The following is a 17,522-nucleotide window of genomic DNA, read 5'->3' as shown; positions in this document are numbered from 1 at the left end:
CCGGGCTTTTCCACCGGTCCCGCGCGCCTTGGCGACCCGGCCCGGTTACGCTAGCGATCCTCCCCATGTTATCCACGGTTTCCCCCCGGTCGGCACGATGAAGCGGCTGCATCTGCATCTCCTGTCGGATTCGACGGGTGAGACGCTGGAGAACATCGCGAAGGCGGCTTTGGCGCAATATGACGACATCGAAACCGTCCGTCATTTCTGGCCGATGGTCCGGACCGAGGCGCATCTCGAGCGTATCCTGCAGGAAATCGCGCAGAATCCGGGGCTGGTGATCTTCACGCTGGTTAACCCCGCGACGCGGCGCAATCTGGAACAACGCTGCGGCGCGCTCGGCCTGCCCGCGGTCGCGCCGCTCGATCCGGTCAACGAGGCGCTGTCGGGCTTGCTCGGGCAGCAGGCGAAGGCGCGGCCGGGGCGTCAGCACGTCCTCGACGCCGCCTATTTCGCGCGGGTCGATGCGATCCAGTTCACCATCGCGCATGACGACGGCATCGCATGGGAGGAATGGGAGGAGGCCGACATCGTCCTCGCCGGGGTCAGCCGGTCGTCCAAGACGCCGACGTCGATCTACCTCGCCAATCGCGGCTTCAAGACCGCCAACATCCCGATCGTCGTCGAAAGCCCGCCGCCGCCCGCACTGTTTTCGCTGAAGAACCCGCTGGTCGTGGGACTGACGACGAGCGCGGATCGGTTGATCCAGGTCCGCCGCAACCGGCTGTTGTCGCTGGGCCAGGCACCGCAGACGCCCTATGTCGACGAGGATGCGGTGACCAAGGAACTGGCGTTCGCACGGCGGATGTTCGCGGACAATGGATGGCCCGTCATCGACGTCACCCGCCGCTCGATCGAGGAGACCGCCGCGGCGATCATCGCATTGTCGAGCGAACGGCGCGGGGAACGAGTGATCGATGGGGATTAAGACCAGCCCAAACGCATCTCCGGATTATCGTGCCCTGCGAAAAACCAGGGATGTTCTCCCGCCAAAGCGGGAGTCCGGGATTACGCGGGACGTCGCTTGTGGCTCCTGGACCCCCGCTTTCGCGGGGGAACGGCCATATGCCGCATGACGCAATTGATTCTCGCCTCCCGAAGCGCCTCCCGCCGCGCGATGCTGACCGATGCGGGTGTCCCGTTCGAGGCCATCGCAGCGGGCGTGGACGAGGATGCCGCCAAGGCATCGCTCGCACACCTGTCCCCGCGCGATCTCGCGGATGCGCTTGCCGAACTGAAGGCGTTGAAGGTCTCCGCGGGAATGCCCGGCCGGCTGGTACTCGGCAGCGATTCGCTCGTCGCGCTGACGGACGGCCAGATCCTCGACAAGCCGGTGTCGCGCGACGATGCTGCGGATCATCTTCGGCGGATGAGCGGCGGCGTCCATGACCTGTGGAGCGGGGTGGTGATGGCAGAGGACGGTCGCGCGGTCTGGCGGCACGTCGAACGTGCGAAACTCCATGTCCGCCCCCTGTCCTACAGCTTCGTCGAGGCGTATCTCGACGCCGAATGGCCCGCGATATCGGGATGCGTCGGCTGTTTCAGGATCGAGGGACCGGGCGTGCAACTGTTCAGCAGGATCGACGGCAGCCATTTCACCGTCCTCGGGATGCCGCTGCTCCCCGTGCTCGATTACCTGCGCGCGCGGTCGGTGATCGCGTCGTGAGGGAGCGATTCCGACGCGGACGTGGCGTGTGGTTCGTCCACTTCCAGTCGTGACGCGGCCCTATGCCCCCGCCGCGGAGCGGCCCTATGCCGAGGTGATCGGCGACCCTATCGCGCATTCCAAATCGCCGATGATCCATGGATTCTGGTTGAATGTGCTCGGCATCGACGCCGATTACCGCGCGACTCACGTCACTGCGGAGGGGCTGCCCGCGTATTTCGCGGATCGCCGCGCCGATCCGACCTGGCGCGGGTGCAACATCACGGTGCCGCACAAGATTATGGCGCTCGACGAGATCGAGGATCGCGGCGATGTCCGCCACACGATCGGCGCGATCAACCTGGCGTTCCGGGCGGACGACGGCGCGGTGATCGGGACCAACACCGACGGCGCGGGCTTCTATGCGCCGATCGCCGACCTGCCGCTGCAGGGCGCGCCGGTGACGGTGGTCGGTGCCGGCGGCGCGGCGCGGGCGATCCTGTTCGCCTTATCGCGGGTCGGGGTCGGGCCGGTTACGATCCTTAACCGCAGCCCGCTGAAGGGCGCGGGGCTGCTGTCCGCCTTCGGGTTGAAGGGCACGGTGCTGCCGCTCGACGCCGCGATCCCGCCCTGTGCGCTGCTGGTCAATGCCAGCACGCTCGGCATGGCGGGGCAGCCCGATTTCGTCCCCGACCTGTCGGCGTTGCCGGACGACGCGGTGGTGTACGACATCGTCTATGCGCCGCTCGAGACGCCGCTGCTCGCCGCGGCGCGCGCGCGCGACCTCGATACGGTCGATGGGCTCGAGATGCTCGTCGGACAAGCGGCGGTGGCGTTCGAGATCCTGTTCGGCCGCGCGCCACCACGCGAGCGGGACGAGGAATTGCGGGGGTTGCTGACGGCGTGAGAACCGTCGCTCTCACCGGCTCGATCGGAATGGGAAAATCCACCGTCGCGGCGATGTTCGCGGACGAGGGCGTGCCCGTCTTCGATGCCGATGCGACGGTACGCCGGTTGCAAGGCCCCGGTGGCCGTTTGCTCGCCCCGATCGAGGCGGCGTTTCCCGGGATGACGGGCCTGGCGGGGGTCGACCGCGCCGCACTCGGTACCGCGGTGTTCGGCGACGACGCCGCGATCAAACGCTTGGAAGCGATCGTCCACCCGGCGGTTGCGGAGGCGCGTGCCGCCTTCCTGGCCGAACACGCCGCCGCGCCGATCGTCCTGTTCGACATCCCCCTGCTGTTCGAAACCGGCGGCGACCGCGCCGTCGATGCCGTGATCGTGGTCTCCGCCGATCCCGCCGTGCAGCGCGCGCGGGTCCTGGCCCGCCCGGGCATGACGCCCGAGAAACTCGCCGCGATCCTGGCCCGCCAGACCCCCGATGCGGAGAAGCGCGCACGCGCCGACATCGTGATCGCGACCGACGGTTCGCTCGACGCCACCCACGCCGCGGTGCGCGCCGCGATCGCTTGCCTCCACCGCCGCGAAGGCGGATAAGGCTGCGATGCGCGAGATCGTCTTCGATACCGAAACGACTGGCCTCAGCTTTTCGGGCGGCGACCGGCTGGTCGAGATCGGCTGCGTAGAACTGGTCAATCGGGTCGAGACCGGCCGCGTCTTCCACGCCTATTACCACCCCGAACGCGGCATGCCCGCCGAGGCGCAAGCGATCCACGGGCTGTCCGAGGCGTTCCTGTCGGACAAGCCGCGCTTCGCCGACGGGCATTTGACGCTGCTGGACTTCATCGGCGACGCGCCGCTGATCGCGCATAATGCGTCGTTCGATTTCGGCTTCCTCAACGGCGAACTGAAGAAATGCGGTCGCGACCTGATCTGCCTCAGCCGCATGATCGACACGCTGCAGGTCGCGCGGTCACGGCATCCCGGCGCGAAGCACAGCCTCGACGCCTTGTGTTCGCGTTACGGGATCGATCGGAGCCACCGCGTGCTGCACGGTGCGCTGCTCGATGCGCAATTGCTGGCGCAGGTCTATGTCGAACTGATGGGCGGGCGGCAGATCGGGCTCGGCCTGGTCAGCGATATCGCGGCCGCCGCCGCGCCTGCCGTCCGCGCGGCGCCGAGCACGATCCGCGAACCGCGCCGGTTTCAGCCGAGCGCGGCGGAACTTGTCGCGCACGCAGCCTTTCTGAAAACGATCGATCGTCCGATCTGGGGGGCCGCGGCGTCCGGCTGACGCCCTTCGCGAGGTCAACGGGCCCGCTTCCCGACACATGGAGAATAGAATGGATATCCAGATTTCCGGTCACCAGGTCGCGACCGGCGACGCGCTCAAGGCTCATGTGGAGGACCGGCTTCAGGGTATCGTCGACAAATATTTCTCGCGCGCGATCTGGTCCGACGTCACGTTCGGCAAGGGGCCGCACGATGCGGGTTTCACCTGCGACGTCACTGTCGGCGTGATGAAGGGCGTGGTGCTGAAGGGAAAGCACGACGCGCATGACGCGCACCAGTCGTTCGACGGCGCGGCGGGCAAGATCGAAAAGCAGCTCCGCCGTTATATGCGCCGGCTGAAGGCGCATCATGCGCCGGAGGCGATCGCGGTCGCGGAACAGTCCGAATTCGAGAATGCGGGCTATACGCTGTTCCAGGAGCAGCCCGACGCCGAAGAAGCAGGCGACGCGCCGCTGATCGTGGCGGAAACGCGCGTCGATGTGCCCGACGCCAGCGTATCCGACGCGGTCATGATGCTCGATCTGCGCAATACCGCCGCCTTGCTGTTCAAGAACGCGGGGACCGGGGCCTACAACATGGTCTATCGCCGCGGCGACGGAACGATCGGCTGGGTCGAACCGCAGCGCGTCGGCTGAGCCGTGTCGCAGCGACGGGCATCATGAACGACCTGAGCGATATCCTGCGGCCCGAGGCCGTTCTGGCCGGGCTGCCGGTGGCGACGAAGAAGGCGCTGTTCGTGCAGCTCGCCACCGTCGCGGCGGGGATCGTGACGGTCGACGCGCGCGATGCCGCGGACCGGCTGGCAGCGCGCGAAAAACTGGGATCGACCGGCTTCGGCGGCGGCGTGGCGATCCCGCATGCCAAGATGCCGCGGCTCGATCAGGTGACGGGCGTGTTCGCGCGGCTGGCCAAGCCGATCGGCTTCCAGGCGGTGGACGACCTGCCCGTCGATCTGGTCTTCATGCTGCTGTCGCCGGTCGAGCCGGGGGCGGACCATCTGAAGGCGCTGGCCCGCGTGTCGCGCCGGCTGCGCGATGCGGCGTTCCTGGAAAAGCTGCGCGGGGCGGCGTCGTGCGATGCGCTGTACGCGCTGTTCACCGATGACGGGGTGCGCGGCGCTGCCTGAGGAGACTGGGCCTAAAGAGACTGGGCCTGAGGAGACCGGGCCTGAGGAGACTGGGCCTGACGCCGCCGGACCCGGGGCGCCACCGGCGGGGCAGGCGTCGCATTTTCGTGCGCTGGAACGGCTCTATGCCGAAGCGCCGATCAACCGGCTGTTCGAGTCGCTGCTCGATATCGTCGAACCGGGGCTGGCGCGGATCCGGTTCACGATCGACGATCGCTATTATCACGCCGCGGGTGCCGCGCATGGCACCAGCTATTTCAAGATGCTCGACGATGCGGCTTTCTACGCCGCGAACAGCCTCGTCACCGATCGCTTCCTGCTGACGACGCAGTTCAGCCTGTTGCTGACCCGGCCGCTGAAACGTGGCCCGGTGGTGGCGGAGGGGCGGTGGATCAGCGGGCGGCGGCGGGTGTTCGTCGCCGATGCGCGGCTGATCGACGCGAGCGGCGAGGAGGCGGCGCGCGGGACGGGCACGTTCATGCGTTCGCGGATCGCCTTGGCGGGACTGCCCGGCTATCTCGCGCCATGAGCGCAAGATTGCCGAGCGCCGTGCTGGTGTCCGCGCTGATCCGGCGCGTGGCGGAGGCGGGCGGGTTCGCGACGGTGCTGGCGAAGGGCGACGCAGGGGGCGGCGGCGTGCTGGTCGTCGCGACCGACCGCGGCGGCGCGGAGCGGCTGTACGAGCGCGGGCTTGGCAGCGACGGGCGGACGGTGTTGATCGAATCGACCCCGGCCGAAGACCCGTCGGGCTATTGGCGACGACGCCGGTCGCGCGATCCGGATTTATGGGTGATCGAACTGGACATCCCGTCGGCGCAACGCTTCGCCGCGGAAATATTGCTCGACGATTGACGCGACAGCGAAACGAAACCACGCGCCGCGCATCGTAATCGGCGTTGTGCCGCAGCGGGTGCGATCCGGTGTGGTTACGCAGTCGGGGGGATGCTCGGACGATCGCTTTGCCGATCGGGTCCGTGGTCCAACCGCACAGCAAAATGATTGAATGACCGTTCTGCAGCGTGCCGCGACCATCGCGGCGATGTCTCTTGCCCTGGCCGGCCTGATCGGCACCAGCAGCCCGGGTTTCGCGACGGAGATCGACCGCAGCGCTGCGATCGCCACACCGATCGTGATCCCGGTAACGCCGCTGGCCCCGACCTTCGGCCCCGCCCAGCCCGTCGTCCAGCCGATCCCGACCGCCGCCGCGCCCGTCGAGGCCGCCGGCACCGCATTCGACAGCCTGGATGCCGCGGTCGCCGCGCAGGATGCGGCGATCGCCGACGACGCGCTCCGCTGCCTTGCCGGGGCGATCTATTTCGAGGCGAAGGGCGAACCGCTGTCGGGGCAGCTCGCGGTCGCCGATGTCATCATCAACCGCACCAGATCGGGCCGTTTCCCCGAAGACGTCTGCGGCGTCGTCAAACAGCACGGGCAATTCTCGTTCGTGCGCGGCGGATCGATCCCGACGATCGACAGCAACCGCGCCGGATACCGCACCGCCATCGCGGTCGCCAAGGTCGCGCTTCGCGCCGCCTGGGAAAACCCCGCTACGGACGCGTTGTTCTTCCACGCCCGGCGAGTCGCGCCCGGCTGGGGAATGGTAAAGGTCGCCGCGATCGGCAACCACATCTTCTATCGCTAACCGCTTGGCGACGTTCGCCTGATGTTCTAGCCAGGCGGCATGTTGGGTGCACGCCCCGATCGGCCGGACGATGCCTGTGTCACCCATCCCGGGTCGCCGATGTGCGCCGCCGACGTGGTACGCGGCGTCACCCGGTTGCTGGTCGCGCACGATCTGCTGGCGATCGGCGAGGTGCCGCTGGAGGGCGGCCGCCGCGCGGATCTGATGGCGATCGACCCGCGGGGCGGGATCGTCATCGTCGAGGTGAAGGTATCGCGCGCCGATTTGCTGGGCGATGGCAAATGGCCCGATTATCTCGGTTGCTGCGACCGGTTTTTCTGGGCGGTGCCGGCGGGGTTCGACCTCGCGCCGTTGGAGAAGCCCGGCTTCCTGCCCGATCGGTGCGGGATCATCGTCGCGGACCGGTACGGTGCCGCAATCGTTCGTGATGCCGCCACGATCCCCCTGGCCGCGCATGTCCGCCGCCGGGCGACGCTGGCCTTCGCCCGGCGCGCGGCACGGCGGGTGATCGCCGGCATCGACCCCGATGCGTTTTCCGCTTCCCGTTAGATAGAAACCCGGGTTTAACCGTGCGCGACGTCCGGGAGGCAATCCCGTTACGCCGCCGTCTATCAAGGCGGCCGATCAACAAAGGGGTCATCAGTATGCGTCGTTTCACCATCGTGCTTTCCGCCGCGTCGCTTCTCCTGCCAGCCGCCATGGTCGTGCCGACCGCGGCGGCGGATGCGCGCCACTATTACCGGCATTACAACCGGCATTATTATCACGGCTGCCGCCATTCGAGCGGTACGACCGGGCTGGTCGCGGGCGGCATCGGCGGTGCGCTGGTCGGCAATTCGCTGCTCGGGCACGGTGCGCTCGGCACGATCGCCGGCGGTGTCGGCGGCGCATTCGCCGGTCGTGCGATCGACCGGACGATCACCGCCCGGCGTCGCTGCCGCTGACGACGGGCGGTACGCGCGCCTATTCGAGCGCGCGTACCGCCGGCGTATCGAGGCAGGCGAGCAACCGCGCCCGCGACATCGCCGCCAGCGGGGCCGGCGGCGCATAAGGCGCGATATCGACCGGCCGGCCGATCGCGACGGGGTCGAACCCGCGCTGCCCGGTGCAGGTCATCGCCGCCGCCAGCAATTTCGGCGGCGTGTCGTACGCCTCGTACGACAAGCGGAAAGTGCCCCAATGGACCGGGATCGCGCGCGCCGCGCCGGTCAGGCGGTACGCATCGGCGGCGTCGATCGGCCCCATATGCGCGGCGATCGCCATCTGGCCGGGGGTGAAGCGGAACGCGCCGATCGGCAGCAACGCCAGCCGGATCGGACCGTGCGCCGCGGCCTCGCGTGCCCATCGGCCGTCGCCGAAGCCGGTATCGCCCGCGAAATACAGATTGCCGGCGCTCGGCAATTGCACGACGAACCCGGACCAGAGCGCGCGGTTGCGGTCGGTGAACCAGCGGCTCGTCCAGTGATGCGCGCGGGTCGCGATGATCGTCACGCCCGGCTTCACGACGACCGAACCGCCCCAGTCGATCGCGGTCGCGGTCGCCCCCGTCTGTGCGATGATGCTGTCGTTGCCCAGGCTGGTGACGATCCGCGGGCGGTCGCGCGTCCAGAGCCGCTTGAGCGTCGCCAGATCGAGATGGTCGTAGTGATTGTGGCTGACCAGCACGATATCGATCCGTGGCAGCGCGTCGAACGCGATCCCCGGTTCGGTCGTCCGGGTCGGCCCGAGCAGGCCGAACGGGCCGGCGCAGTTCGACCATATCGGGTCGGTCAGGATATTGAGCCCCTGCGTCTGGATCAGGACGGTCGCATGCCCCACCCAGGTCACGACCATGCGGTCGCCCTCGACGCGCGGCGGCGGCGCGATCGGCGCGATCGCGACATGGTCGGGCCATGGTGGCCGGCCGTCGCGCTTCGTCAGATAGCGCCACAGGAACCCGGCGCGGCTGTTTCCCGCCGGCGGCGCGAAGGTTTCCGCATCGCCATCGGGATTGAAGAAGCGCCCGCCGTCGAAATGGTCGCTTGCGGGCCCGCGATAATAAATCCGGTCGAGGAAGCGGGGAACGATCATGATCGCCAGCGCCAGTATCACGACGACGACCAGGATCGCCGTGGCAACGACCTTGACGACCACCATCATGCCGGGCCGATGGCCTGGCCGGCGCCCGATGTGCAGCCGGTGACGAGGATATGCCGGCCGTCCGAGCGCATGGAATTCTTTCGTTCTGATGATCTGGATGTCCAGCGATCGAAGTCGATCGGGGGTTCCCGCGGTCGCCGGCGATGCTAGCATCAGCCTGTAGAACGAGGGAGGACACGATGTACAGAATGGTGACGGCGATGGCGGTTCTGGCACTGGCTCCCGTGCCCGTCATGGCGCGGACGGTGACGGTCGAGGAACGGTCGATCGACGATCTCCAGCGGATGATGGTCGGCGGGCAGGCGACGAGCGTCGATCTCGTTCGCGCCTATCTCGCGCGGATCGCGGCGATGGACCGCAAGGGGCCGGCGCTGCGTGCGGTCATCGCGCTCAATCCCGACGCGCTCGCCGAGGCCAAGGCGCTCGATGCCGAACGGAAGAACGGCCATGTCCGCGGTCCGCTGCACGGCGTGCCGATCCTCATCAAGGACAATATCGAGACGCTGGACCCCATCGCCACGACCGCGGGCAGCCTGGCGCTGAAGGACAATGTCACCCGGCGCGATGCCGGGGTCGTCGCGCGGCTGCGCGCCGCGGGCGCGGTGATCCTGGGCAAGACCAACCTCAGCGAATGGGCCAATATCCGATCGACCCGGTCGATGAGCGGCTGGAGCGCGATCGGCGGGCTGGTCCGCAACCCCTATGCGCTCGATCGCACCGCCTGCGGATCGTCAAGCGGGTCGGGCGCGGCGGCGGCGGCGAGCTTCGCGGCGGCGGCGGTCGGGACGGAGACCGACGGATCGGTGGTATGCCCGTCGTCGCTGAACGGGCTCGTCGGGCTGAAGCCGTCGATCGGGCTGGTCAGCCGCGGCCATGTCGTGCCGATCAGCCACAGCCAGGACACGCCCGGGCCGATGGCGCGAAGCGTGCGCGATGTCGCGGAGATGTTCACCGCGATGGTCGGCTCCGATCCGCTCGATCCGGCCACAGCCGGCGCTTACGCGATCGACTATACCGCAGGCCTGTCGATCAGCGCGCTGTCGGGCATGCGGATCGCGGTGCTGAAGCCCGATACGATGACCCCCGATCTCGCGCTTGCCTATGACCGCGCGCTTGGTGTGCTGAAGGCGGCGGGGGCGGTTCTGGTGCCGGTCGAACGGCCCAAGCTGGAGGGGATCGGCGAGGCCGAGTTCGCGGTGCTGGCAACGGAGCTGAAGGCGGACCTCAACATCTATCTCGCCACCACGCCGCCCGCGGTGAAGACGCGCACGCTGGACGACGTGATCGCGTTCGACCGCGCCAACGCGGCGACCGAAATGCCGTATTTCGGGCAGGAGACGTTCGACAAGGCCGCTACGACGAAGGGCCTCGACGACCCCGCCTACAAGGCGGCGCGCGCCAAATCTCTGCGGCTGGCGGGGGCGGAGGGGATCGACGCGATGCTGAAGACGGCGAACGCGACCATCCTCGTCGCGCCCAGTTACGGCGCGGCATGGCTGTCCGATCCGGTCTATGGCGACCAGTATAATGGCCCCAGTTCCAGCGAACTGCCGGCGATCGCGGGGTATCCCAACCTGACGGTGCCGATGGGGCTGGTCGGCGGATTGCCCGTCGGATTGTCCTTCATCGCGACGAAGTTCGGCGAGGCGACGGTGCTGGGTGCGGGCTATGCGTTCGAGCAACGCGCGCATGCCAGAGTCGCGCCGCGCTACTTGCCCGTTGCCGCGGTCGGGCCGGGGCTGGAGGGTGTCCGCTAGCCGAGCAGGTCCTTACGGATCCGGATCGCTTCCAGCGACACCCGGACCTCGACCATGAAACCGACAAGCGCGGCGATCAGCAACGCCATGGCGATGATGAAGCTCAGCGCGACGACGGTTCCGAGGTGCAGTTTGGCGAGCCCGCCGATGAAGAGCAGCGCGACGACGGCGCACGTCATCACCGCGCTCGATACCGCGAGGAACAAGGCGGCATTGATGATCGAGATGCGGCGATCGAGCAGGCGCAGTTCCCAGATGTGGCGATCATGTTCGGGTCCCGTCGAGGCGGGATGCAGCGCCTCCAGCACGCGCCCGCGATCGACGACCCGCGACAGCCGCCCCGCCAGCACGTTCAGCAGTGCGCCGATCCCCGCCAGCATGAAGACGGGGGACAGCGAAAGCTGGATCGTCTGCGCGATCGTGGAAACGGCGGGAAGCGTCGGCATCGTTCCAGTCTGACCGGGCGGCGCGGGGGCGGCAAGACGCAAACAGGTTCGCGTCAATCGCGGATATAACGGAAGTACCAGACCTCGCGCCCCTGCCGCCGCGCCTTGCGTTCGTAGCGCGTCTCCGGCCAGTCGGCGGGGCGGTCGAGGAAATCGTGCGGGCCCGTCGCCAGCCAGCGGAAATCGCGGCGCCCACCCAGCACCATCAGCGCCCAGCGGCAATAGGTCGGATCGTCGGTGCCCAGCCGGAACTCGCCGCCCGGTTTCAGCTTGGCGGCGATCGCGTCGAGCGGGCCGTGACTGACCATCCGCCGCTTGGCGTGCCGCGCCTTCCGCCAGGGATCGGGATGGAGCAGGTAAACGCGTTCGAGGCTGGCATCGGGCAGCCGTTCCAGGACGTCCAGCGCATCGCCCATATGCAGCCGGACGTTGGTCAGGCCGTTGTCGCGGATATGCGCCAGCGCGCCGACCACACCGTTCAGGAACGGTTCGCAACCGATGAACCCGGTGTCCGGTGCCGCCCCCGCCTGCCCCGCGAGATGCTCGCCGGCCCCGAACCCGATCTCCAGCTGGAGCGGGCGATCCTCGCCGAACAGCGTCGCCGCCGACAACGCACCCGTCACCGGAACGCTGACCCTGGCGAGCGCATCCTCGACGAGTGCCGCCTGTCCGACGCGCAGCTTGTGCCCCTGGCGACGGCCATAAAGGCGGCGGATGGTGGAGGGATCGTTCATCGCCGCCGCCCTTAGAGCAGCGCGCGCACCGGGCAAAGCCGTGCGGACCCGTGCGTTATCTGGGTAGCCCGATCGTTATGCCGGTCTTGCCCCCGGCACCCGTCGCCGTTCGCGCAATCGGCTGGTGACCGTCAAGCACCAGGTCGAGCACCTGCTGCGGCTGCGGCAATTGATCGAACGAGGGGAATGTCGCGATGCTGCCGTCGAGGTCGGCATAGGTCACCGCATAGCCGCCCGTGCTCGGCTGGCCGGGGAGCGTCAGCCCCTTGTACACGTCGGCGATCCGGCCCGAATCGGCAACCGCCAGCGTATAGCCGTCGCTGGTCCCCATCGCGCGATAGACGCCGTAGTTGACCGTCGGCGGTACCGGATCGCGGCAATATTCGACGGGCGTCGCATCCGCGGGATGGTCCTTCTCCATGCTTGCCGCGATCGCGCCGCCCAGCAGCGCCTGCATCATGTCGGGTTTGCGCACTGCCGCCTTGTGGAATGTCAGTCCGTCGGCGCATTCCCCGACCGGCTTCGCGACGGGCGCGCTATCGCCGGTCGTCGGCCAACGGATCGCCGCCATCAGCGCGGAAAGTTTCGCGTCCGCCGCCGCCGGGTCGAGTGTCGTCGAACTGAGTCGGACCGCGACCAGCCACGCGCCGACCGGAGTCACGGCCAGCGCGGTCGATTTGTACTTGCCGTGCCCGGGCACATAGACCTGCCGCAGGCCGGAGGCGACCGCTGCACCGGGGTGCGCGAACGGCGTCGGCAGCGGAGCGACCGGGGTCGCGCCGCCATAGATGTCGCGCAGCGCGATCGCGGTCTGCGCGCGGTCGAACCAGATGGGGACGCTCATCAGCGCGGGCCGGAAGATATGGATGGTGGCGACCGTCGCCCGGTCGGGGCCGGCGAATTCGGCCGCGATGTCGCGTTCCGCGGTGCCGTTGTCGGTCAGCATGGTGCGCGGCAGGCCTGCCAGCGTCGCGGTCAGGATCACCCCGCTATCGGCATGCTGCCACCCCTTGCCGAGCGGTACCGGCAGGTCGCGGCGCTGCGCGGCGGCCGGCGCGGCGAGTGCGAGCAGGCCGAGGATCAAAACCGCAACACGCATGGAAAAGCCCCCTTCCGAATCGATTCGCGTATGTGCCCATTGCAAAAATATACTTGGTGTTTCCCCGCGAAAGCGGGGACCCGGTAGCTACGGGCGGCATCGCTCGTGACGTCGGACTCCCGCTTTCGCGGGAGAACGGCAACCACATGATGCAAAGAATACTGAACGGATTGAGAGGCGCCAGCCTTAACCGGCAGAACCGTCGAAGTCAGCCGGCGACCGCGGTCTTCAGCGCGTCGATCAGGTCGGTCTTTTCCCAAGTGAACAGATCGCCTTCAGGCTCGCGCCCGAAATGGCCGTAGGCGGCGGTCTTCTGGTAGATCGGCGCGTTCAGTTTCAGATGTTCGCGGATACCCTTGGGCGTCAGGCGGACCAGCTTGGGCAGCACCGCCTCCAGCACCGCCTCGTCCACCGTGCCGGTGCCATGCGTATCGACATAGACGCTCAACGGCTCGGCGACGCCGATCGCGTAGCTCAGCTGGATCGTCACCCGGCGCGCGAGTCCGGCGGCGACGACGTTCTTCGCCAGATAGCGCGCGACATAGGCGGCGGAGCGATCGACCTTGGTCGGATCCTTGCCGCTGAACGCGCCGCCGCCATGCGGGGCTGCGCCGCCATAGGTGTCGACGATGATCTTGCGGCCGGTCAGCCCGGCGTCGCCGTCGGGGCCGCCGATTTCGAACTGGCCGGTCGGGTTGATGTAGATGCTGGTTGCGTCGGTGATGAAGCCGTCGGGCAGGATGTCGCGGAACGCGCCCATCACGTAATCGCGCAGGATCTTGTACTTGGCGGGATCCGCATTCTCGCCCTTCTCGCAATAGCCGGGCGCATGCTGGGTGGAGACGACCAGCGCGGTCGCGCGCACCGGCTTCTCGTTCTCATATTCCAGCGTCACCTGGCTCTTCGCATCGGGTTCCAGGAACGGGGCCGCGCCCGAATGGCGATCCGCGGCCAGCTTCTCGAGAATCTTGTGGCTGTAATATAGCGTCGCCGGCATCAGGCCGGGCGTCTCGTCCGTCGCGTAACCGAACATGATGCCCTGGTCGCCCGCGCCCTCGTCCTTGTTCCCGCTCTCGTCGACGCCCATCGCGATGTCGGCGGACTGGGGATGGAGATTGTTCGAGAAGGCGAAGGTCTGCCAGTGGAAGCCGGTCTGCTCATAGCCGATCCGTTTCACCGTCGCGCGGACGGTATCCTCGATCTCCTGCTCGACGCCCGGTGCCCAATTGCCCTCGGTATCCATGATGCCGGCCCCGCGGATCTCGCCCGCGATCACCACCATGTTGGTCGTCGTCAGCGTCTCGCACGCGATCCGCGCCTCGGGGTCCTTGCCCAGGAACAGGTCGACGATCGAATCGCTGATCTGGTCCGCGACCTTGTCGGGATGACCTTCGGAGACCGATTCGGAGGTGAAGAGAAATGAACTACGCATCGACCGTTCCCACGCCATATAAAGAAAGCTTTATATGGCGCCTAGCGTGCGCGACGGCGGATGGCAACGCCAAGTAGCAGCATCGCCGCTGCGACGATCGCCGCCGCCGCGTTGCCGATCCGCGAAAAGGGGGTGGGGGGCAGCGCGTCCGGTACGGGTTCTTCGACCGCGCCCGCCCGGCCCGCCGGGATGCCGGTGATCAGGCGTCCATCGGCGGCGATGATCGCGGAAATGCCGGTGGGGGTGGAGCGAATGACGGGCAGCCCCTCCTCGACCGCGCGCATCCGCGCCTGCGCCAGATGCTGCGGCGGCCCCCAGCGCCCGAACCAGGCATCGTTCGACGGATTGAACAACAGCCGCGGCCGATGCGCTTCGTCGACAATCTGACCGGAGAAGACGATCTCGTAGCAGAGCTGCATGCCGATCATGCCGAACCCGGGCAGCGCGAACGTCCGCGGGCCCGGCCCTTCCTTGAAATCGACGTCGCCGGGCACCAGCCGCGACAGCCCGATCGCCGACAGGACCGGCCGCATCGGCAGATATTCGCCGTACGGCACGAGATGCGCCTTGTCGTAGCGCGCGAGGATGCGGCCGCGTGCGTCGAGCGCGTAGATCGAATTGCTCGCGCTCGTCACCACGCCGCGCCCGAACTGCAGCGCGGTCCCGCCCGCCAGCAATATGTCGCGCGGCCCGAGCAGCCGCGCCAGCCGCGCGCGCGCTGCCGCCGGATCGACGTCGTAGATGTAGTTTGGATAGCCGCCCTCAAGATAGTCGCGCACCACGCCCTCTGGCCACAGCAGCAATCGCGGGGTCGCGTCCGATCGACCCGACAGGCCGCCCAGCGTACGGAGCATCATCGCGCCATCGGTCTCGCCGCGCTGATCCTGGCCGATGTTCGGCTGGACGACGCGGATGCGCGGATAATCTAGAGGGGGCGCCCAGGGCGTCGCCCATTCCTGATAGCTGAATGCTTGCCCCGTCAGCAATATTGCGATCACCCCGATCACAATGGGCCACCGCCACCGCCACCGCCGGATCGCGATCGCCGCCCCTGCCAGGATGATGGTCAGGCCGGACAATGCGTAGGTGCCGACCCAGGCTGCTATCGACGCGACCGGCTGCACGGGGACCCACACCACCCCCAGCGGGTCCCAGGCATAGCCCGTGAACATCGTCGCGCGCAGCCATTCGGTCGCGATCCAAGCCGCGCCGAATACCAGCACGAACGGCCAGCCGGGCGGCGTCGTCCGATCGCCCGCCGCGCGCGCGCTTGCCAGCCGCCAGGCGACCCCCGCCGCCAGCATCGGATAGACCGCGAGATACAGCGCGAGCACGACCGGCGCGGCATAGCCGAGCACCGGCGGCATCGCGTCCTGGAAATCGAACGCGTGCTGAAACCAGTTGTCGTTGATCGTGAAGTGCCCGAGCCCGAACAGCCAGCCGCGCCACAGCGCGGATCGCACGGTCGGGGCGTCGTGCACCAGCCACAGCCACGCAGCGAAGCAGGCGAGCGTCAGCGGCCACAAGTCGAGCGGCGCGAACCCGCAGGCGGCGGCAGCGCCGAGGAGGACGCAGGCGAGGGCGGGACGGCGATTCACGGCCGTGCTATGAAGGGGGAGGCTGAAGGGCACAATGGTGGACGCCCGTTCGACGGGACATCGTTCTCGGCCGCGGCGGTCACCCTCACCCTCACCCTTCCGCGGCATTCGCCGCTCCCTTCCCTCTCCCAGCGGGAGAGGGAAGGGGCCCGCCCGGCATGGCCGGGTGGGAAGGGTGAGGGTGACGCCCGCGGTCGAGTCATTTCCCTCCCCATAGTGACACACGACATGGCGCTGGTGTATGATGCGCGCATGACACTGCGTCCCTTCCACCTCGCCTTTCCCGTTCATGATCTCGCCGCGGCGCGTGCCTTCTATGGCGGTGTGCTCGGCTGCGCCGAGGGGCGGTCGAGCGATCAGTGGATCGATTTCGACCTCCGGGGCCATCAGATCGTCGCGCATCTCGATCCCGCCGCGCGCGCGGTCGCGGTCGAGAATGCGGTCGACGGCCATTCGGTGCCGGTGCCGCATTTCGGCGTCGTGCTGACGATGCCCGACTGGGAGGCATTGGCTTCGCGCGTGGCGGCGGCCGGGGTCAGGTTCGGGATCGAACCCCATGTCCGTTTCAGGGGCCGGGCCGGCGAACAGGCGACGATGTTCTTCTACGATCCGAGCGGCAACGCGCTGGAGTTCAAGGCGTTCGGTGACGATGCCATGCTGTTCGCGACCGACGAGGAAGAGGTGACGATATGAGCCAGCCGATCGAACTCGACATCGCCCACCAGCTCGGCAAGGCGGGGGCCCGCGCCAGGCTGGACGGCAACATCGCCCGGATCGGCGAGAAGATTCCCGGCGGTGCCGTGGTCGATCACCGGTGGGAGGGCGACACGATGCACTTCACCGTCGGTGCGATGGGGCAGAATATCGCGAGCCGGCTGACGGTGTTCGAAACCCATGTCCATGCGGTCGTCGACCTGCCGCCGTTCATGGCGCTGTTCGCTGGTATGGTGAAGGCATCGATCGAGCGCGAGGGACCGAAGCTGCTGAAGTGAGGTTTGGCAACGGCGTGGCTTAAAGCTCGGCACTTGGCGCGGCGGCTTTCGTGCCAATTGCTAAAATTAAGGGACGATACAATGGTGCCCAATGGCAGTCGATGAGATCGACCCTCTAACCCCGAGGAGACTACGGCCCTTAAAGGTAATTGCTATAATTCTCGGCATTGGGATGATTACTTTTATCGTCTCTGCCGTCCCGGCCTTCTTTGATCAAGGCCATACACTGGACGATATTAGGCACGGTTATGCCGTTCAAACGGGGGTAGCCCTCTCCGGATTTCTTATGATGCTGGTTTTCGGCGTGATGGGCATGCAGCGCCGCGCCGATGCCGATCGCTCACCTTGGCTCGTGTACTGGGGAGTATTAACCGCGCTTTTTACAGCTGGAATGACGGCAATCTTATTGCCGGCACTCTCGGCGTATAAGTTGGCGGTGGACCTTGATGCCCGCGGCTTGCCTGCGCAAGCGCATGTCGTACGCCGGTTCACCGAAGGGTGCGGGAAGAGCGGCTGCATTACAAAGCTGGAATACGCTTTTCCTGCGGGCAAAGAGAGCCGAACTTACCGTGGCTTTTCCAGCGAGGGCAATGCAAACCGTGACCCCAGCGAAGAGTATAGATACGCGGTATCTACAGGAACAATTCCGATACTTTACGACCCGGAGTGTTGTTGCCCCCTAAAGGCCTGACGGGGCCTCGCGGGTTTGCGCGATGAAC

Annotated in this window: 22 protein-coding genes; 16 read left to right on the top strand and 6 right to left on the bottom strand. The window is 67.4% G+C overall.

Annotated elements, in window-relative coordinates; all coding sequences use genetic code 11:
* Positions 1–97 precede the first annotated feature (97 nt).
* From ACFE7D_RS10615 to ACFE7D_RS10560, 12 genes are all read left to right on the top strand, one after another.
* Positions 98–928 carry a pyruvate, water dikinase regulatory protein gene (locus tag ACFE7D_RS10615; protein WP_375395387.1) on the top strand — a complete coding sequence of 277 codons (831 nt, stop codon included), beginning with the start codon at positions 98–100 and terminating at the stop codon, positions 926–928.
* A gap of 144 nt (positions 929–1,072) precedes the next feature.
* Positions 1,073–1,666, top strand: a complete 594-nt coding sequence (locus ACFE7D_RS10610) for a Maf family protein (RefSeq protein ID WP_375395386.1) — start codon at positions 1,073–1,075, stop codon at positions 1,664–1,666.
* Between the two features lie 49 nt (positions 1,667–1,715).
* Positions 1,716–2,552 (top strand): shikimate dehydrogenase family protein, encoded by an 837-nt coding sequence (locus ACFE7D_RS10605; protein WP_375395385.1) that lies wholly within the window; start codon positions 1,716–1,718, stop codon positions 2,550–2,552.
* A complete protein-coding gene (gene coaE, locus ACFE7D_RS10600; RefSeq protein WP_375395384.1) occupies positions 2,549–3,142 on the top strand; it encodes a dephospho-CoA kinase in 594 nt (197 codons plus the stop codon). Before ACFE7D_RS10605 ends, coaE begins: the two co-directional genes overlap by 4 nt.
* A 7-nt stretch (positions 3,143–3,149) precedes the next feature.
* Positions 3,150–3,839 (top strand): DNA polymerase III subunit epsilon, encoded by a 690-nt coding sequence (dnaQ, locus tag ACFE7D_RS10595; protein ID WP_375395383.1) that lies wholly within the window; start codon positions 3,150–3,152, stop codon positions 3,837–3,839.
* Between the two features lie 49 nt (positions 3,840–3,888).
* Positions 3,889–4,473 carry a ribosome hibernation-promoting factor, HPF/YfiA family gene (gene hpf, locus ACFE7D_RS10590; protein ID WP_375395382.1) on the top strand — a complete coding sequence of 195 codons (585 nt, stop codon included), beginning with the start codon at positions 3,889–3,891 and terminating at the stop codon, positions 4,471–4,473.
* Between the two features lie 23 nt (positions 4,474–4,496).
* Positions 4,497–4,964, top strand: coding sequence for a PTS sugar transporter subunit IIA (locus ACFE7D_RS10585; RefSeq protein WP_375395381.1), 468 nt, complete (start codon positions 4,497–4,499; stop codon positions 4,962–4,964).
* Positions 4,939–5,493 carry a PaaI family thioesterase gene (locus ACFE7D_RS10580; protein ID WP_375395380.1) on the top strand — a complete coding sequence of 185 codons (555 nt, stop codon included), beginning with the start codon at positions 4,939–4,941 and terminating at the stop codon, positions 5,491–5,493. The genes ACFE7D_RS10585 and ACFE7D_RS10580 overlap by 26 nt, the downstream gene beginning before the upstream one ends.
* The gene (locus ACFE7D_RS10575) at positions 5,490–5,816 is read left to right on the top strand and encodes a DUF1491 family protein (protein ID WP_375395379.1); all 327 of its coding nucleotides are present in this window, start codon (positions 5,490–5,492) and stop codon (positions 5,814–5,816) included. Before ACFE7D_RS10580 ends, ACFE7D_RS10575 begins: the two co-directional genes overlap by 4 nt.
* Before the next feature lie 151 nt (positions 5,817–5,967).
* Complete coding sequence (locus ACFE7D_RS10570) at positions 5,968–6,606, top strand: cell wall hydrolase (RefSeq protein WP_375395378.1); 639 nt, start codon at positions 5,968–5,970, stop codon at positions 6,604–6,606.
* 39 nt (positions 6,607–6,645) lie between these two features.
* Positions 6,646–7,155: an MmcB family DNA repair protein gene (locus ACFE7D_RS10565; protein WP_375395377.1), complete on the top strand. Its 510-nt coding sequence runs from the start codon at positions 6,646–6,648 to the stop codon at positions 7,153–7,155.
* A gap of 95 nt (positions 7,156–7,250) precedes the next feature.
* Entirely contained in the window at positions 7,251–7,550 is a 300-nt protein-coding gene (locus ACFE7D_RS10560; RefSeq protein ID WP_375395376.1) for a hypothetical protein, read from the top strand.
* Positions 7,551–7,569: 19 nt separating this feature from the next.
* On the opposite strand, the gene ACFE7D_RS10555 is transcribed toward ACFE7D_RS10560, so the two are convergent.
* Complete coding sequence (locus ACFE7D_RS10555) at positions 7,570–8,745, bottom strand: MBL fold metallo-hydrolase (protein WP_375395375.1); 1,176 nt, start codon at positions 8,743–8,745, stop codon at positions 7,570–7,572.
* Between the two features lie 179 nt (positions 8,746–8,924).
* On the opposite strand from ACFE7D_RS10555, the gene ACFE7D_RS10550 reads away from it, so the two are divergent.
* Positions 8,925–10,502 (top strand): amidase, encoded by a 1,578-nt coding sequence (locus ACFE7D_RS10550; protein WP_375395374.1) that lies wholly within the window; start codon positions 8,925–8,927, stop codon positions 10,500–10,502.
* Here the strand turns inward: ACFE7D_RS10550 and ACFE7D_RS10545 are convergent.
* The 5 genes from ACFE7D_RS10545 to lnt all read right to left on the bottom strand — a co-directional run bounded on the left by ACFE7D_RS10545 (position 10,499) and on the right by lnt (position 15,811).
* Positions 10,499–10,948 (bottom strand): DUF2721 domain-containing protein, encoded by a 450-nt coding sequence (locus tag ACFE7D_RS10545; RefSeq protein WP_375395373.1) that lies wholly within the window; start codon positions 10,946–10,948, stop codon positions 10,499–10,501. The two genes, ACFE7D_RS10550 and ACFE7D_RS10545, sit on opposite strands and share 4 nt — an antisense overlap.
* A 53-nt stretch (positions 10,949–11,001) precedes the next feature.
* Entirely contained in the window at positions 11,002–11,682 is a 681-nt protein-coding gene (gene trmB, locus ACFE7D_RS10540) for a tRNA (guanosine(46)-N7)-methyltransferase TrmB (protein ID WP_375395372.1), read from the bottom strand.
* A 55-nt stretch (positions 11,683–11,737) separates the two neighbouring features.
* Complete coding sequence (locus tag ACFE7D_RS10535; protein ID WP_375395371.1) at positions 11,738–12,781, bottom strand: hypothetical protein; 1,044 nt, start codon at positions 12,779–12,781, stop codon at positions 11,738–11,740.
* A gap of 208 nt (positions 12,782–12,989) precedes the next feature.
* A complete protein-coding gene (metK, locus tag ACFE7D_RS10530; protein WP_375395370.1) occupies positions 12,990–14,213 on the bottom strand; it encodes a methionine adenosyltransferase in 1,224 nt (407 codons plus the stop codon).
* 41 nt (positions 14,214–14,254) lie between these two features.
* Positions 14,255–15,811 (bottom strand): apolipoprotein N-acyltransferase, encoded by a 1,557-nt coding sequence (gene lnt / locus ACFE7D_RS10525; RefSeq protein ID WP_375395369.1) that lies wholly within the window; start codon positions 15,809–15,811, stop codon positions 14,255–14,257.
* A gap of 252 nt (positions 15,812–16,063) precedes the next feature.
* On the opposite strand from lnt, the gene ACFE7D_RS10520 reads away from it, so the two are divergent.
* The 3 genes from ACFE7D_RS10520 (at position 16,064) to ACFE7D_RS10510 (ending at position 17,494) form a co-directional block, all read left to right on the top strand.
* Positions 16,064–16,504, top strand: coding sequence for a VOC family protein (locus tag ACFE7D_RS10520; protein ID WP_375395368.1), 441 nt, complete (start codon positions 16,064–16,066; stop codon positions 16,502–16,504).
* Positions 16,501–16,803 carry a polyhydroxyalkanoic acid system family protein gene (locus ACFE7D_RS10515; RefSeq protein WP_375395367.1) on the top strand — a complete coding sequence of 101 codons (303 nt, stop codon included), beginning with the start codon at positions 16,501–16,503 and terminating at the stop codon, positions 16,801–16,803. The genes ACFE7D_RS10520 and ACFE7D_RS10515 overlap by 4 nt, the downstream gene beginning before the upstream one ends.
* A 172-nt stretch (positions 16,804–16,975) precedes the next feature.
* Positions 16,976–17,494 carry a hypothetical protein gene (locus ACFE7D_RS10510; protein ID WP_375395366.1) on the top strand — a complete coding sequence of 173 codons (519 nt, stop codon included), beginning with the start codon at positions 16,976–16,978 and terminating at the stop codon, positions 17,492–17,494.
* Positions 17,495–17,522: the final 28 nt, after the last annotated feature.

Origin of the sequence: uncultured Sphingomonas sp. (genome assembly GCF_964244235.1) — a bacterium.
Classification (GTDB): Bacteria; Pseudomonadota; Alphaproteobacteria; order Sphingomonadales; family Sphingomonadaceae; genus Sphingomonas.
This window is presented reverse-complemented; position numbering and strand designations above follow the sequence as displayed.

Coding starts and splice junctions, on each gene's coding strand:
- ACFE7D_RS10535 (WP_375395371.1), bottom strand. CDS start 12,781: ATGCGTGTTGCGGTTTTGATCCTCGGCCTGCTCGCACTCGCCGCGCCG.
- ACFE7D_RS10545 (WP_375395373.1), bottom strand. CDS start 10,948: ATGCCGACGCTTCCCGCCGTTTCCACGATCGCGCAGACGATCCAGCTT.
- ACFE7D_RS10570 (WP_375395378.1), top strand. CDS start 5,968: ATGACCGTTCTGCAGCGTGCCGCGACCATCGCGGCGATGTCTCTTGCC.
- ACFE7D_RS10585 (WP_375395381.1), top strand. CDS start 4,497: ATGAACGACCTGAGCGATATCCTGCGGCCCGAGGCCGTTCTGGCCGGG.
- ACFE7D_RS10515 (WP_375395367.1), top strand. CDS start 16,501: ATGAGCCAGCCGATCGAACTCGACATCGCCCACCAGCTCGGCAAGGCG.
- ACFE7D_RS10560 (WP_375395376.1), top strand. CDS start 7,251: ATGCGTCGTTTCACCATCGTGCTTTCCGCCGCGTCGCTTCTCCTGCCA.
- dnaQ (WP_375395383.1), top strand. CDS start 3,150: ATGCGCGAGATCGTCTTCGATACCGAAACGACTGGCCTCAGCTTTTCG.
- ACFE7D_RS10575 (WP_375395379.1), top strand. CDS start 5,490: ATGAGCGCAAGATTGCCGAGCGCCGTGCTGGTGTCCGCGCTGATCCGG.
- trmB (WP_375395372.1), bottom strand. CDS start 11,682: ATGAACGATCCCTCCACCATCCGCCGCCTTTATGGCCGTCGCCAGGGG.
- ACFE7D_RS10615 (WP_375395387.1), top strand. CDS start 98: ATGAAGCGGCTGCATCTGCATCTCCTGTCGGATTCGACGGGTGAGACG.
- ACFE7D_RS10550 (WP_375395374.1), top strand. CDS start 8,925: ATGTACAGAATGGTGACGGCGATGGCGGTTCTGGCACTGGCTCCCGTG.
- ACFE7D_RS10510 (WP_375395366.1), top strand. CDS start 16,976: ATGATTACTTTTATCGTCTCTGCCGTCCCGGCCTTCTTTGATCAAGGC.
- hpf (WP_375395382.1), top strand. CDS start 3,889: ATGGATATCCAGATTTCCGGTCACCAGGTCGCGACCGGCGACGCGCTC.
- ACFE7D_RS10565 (WP_375395377.1), top strand. CDS start 6,646: ATGTTGGGTGCACGCCCCGATCGGCCGGACGATGCCTGTGTCACCCAT.
- ACFE7D_RS10555 (WP_375395375.1), bottom strand. CDS start 8,745: ATGATGGTGGTCGTCAAGGTCGTTGCCACGGCGATCCTGGTCGTCGTC.
- metK (WP_375395370.1), bottom strand. CDS start 14,213: ATGCGTAGTTCATTTCTCTTCACCTCCGAATCGGTCTCCGAAGGTCAT.
- ACFE7D_RS10580 (WP_375395380.1), top strand. CDS start 4,939: ATGACGGGGTGCGCGGCGCTGCCTGAGGAGACTGGGCCTAAAGAGACT.
- ACFE7D_RS10610 (WP_375395386.1), top strand. CDS start 1,073: ATGACGCAATTGATTCTCGCCTCCCGAAGCGCCTCCCGCCGCGCGATG.
- ACFE7D_RS10520 (WP_375395368.1), top strand. CDS start 16,064: ATGACACTGCGTCCCTTCCACCTCGCCTTTCCCGTTCATGATCTCGCC.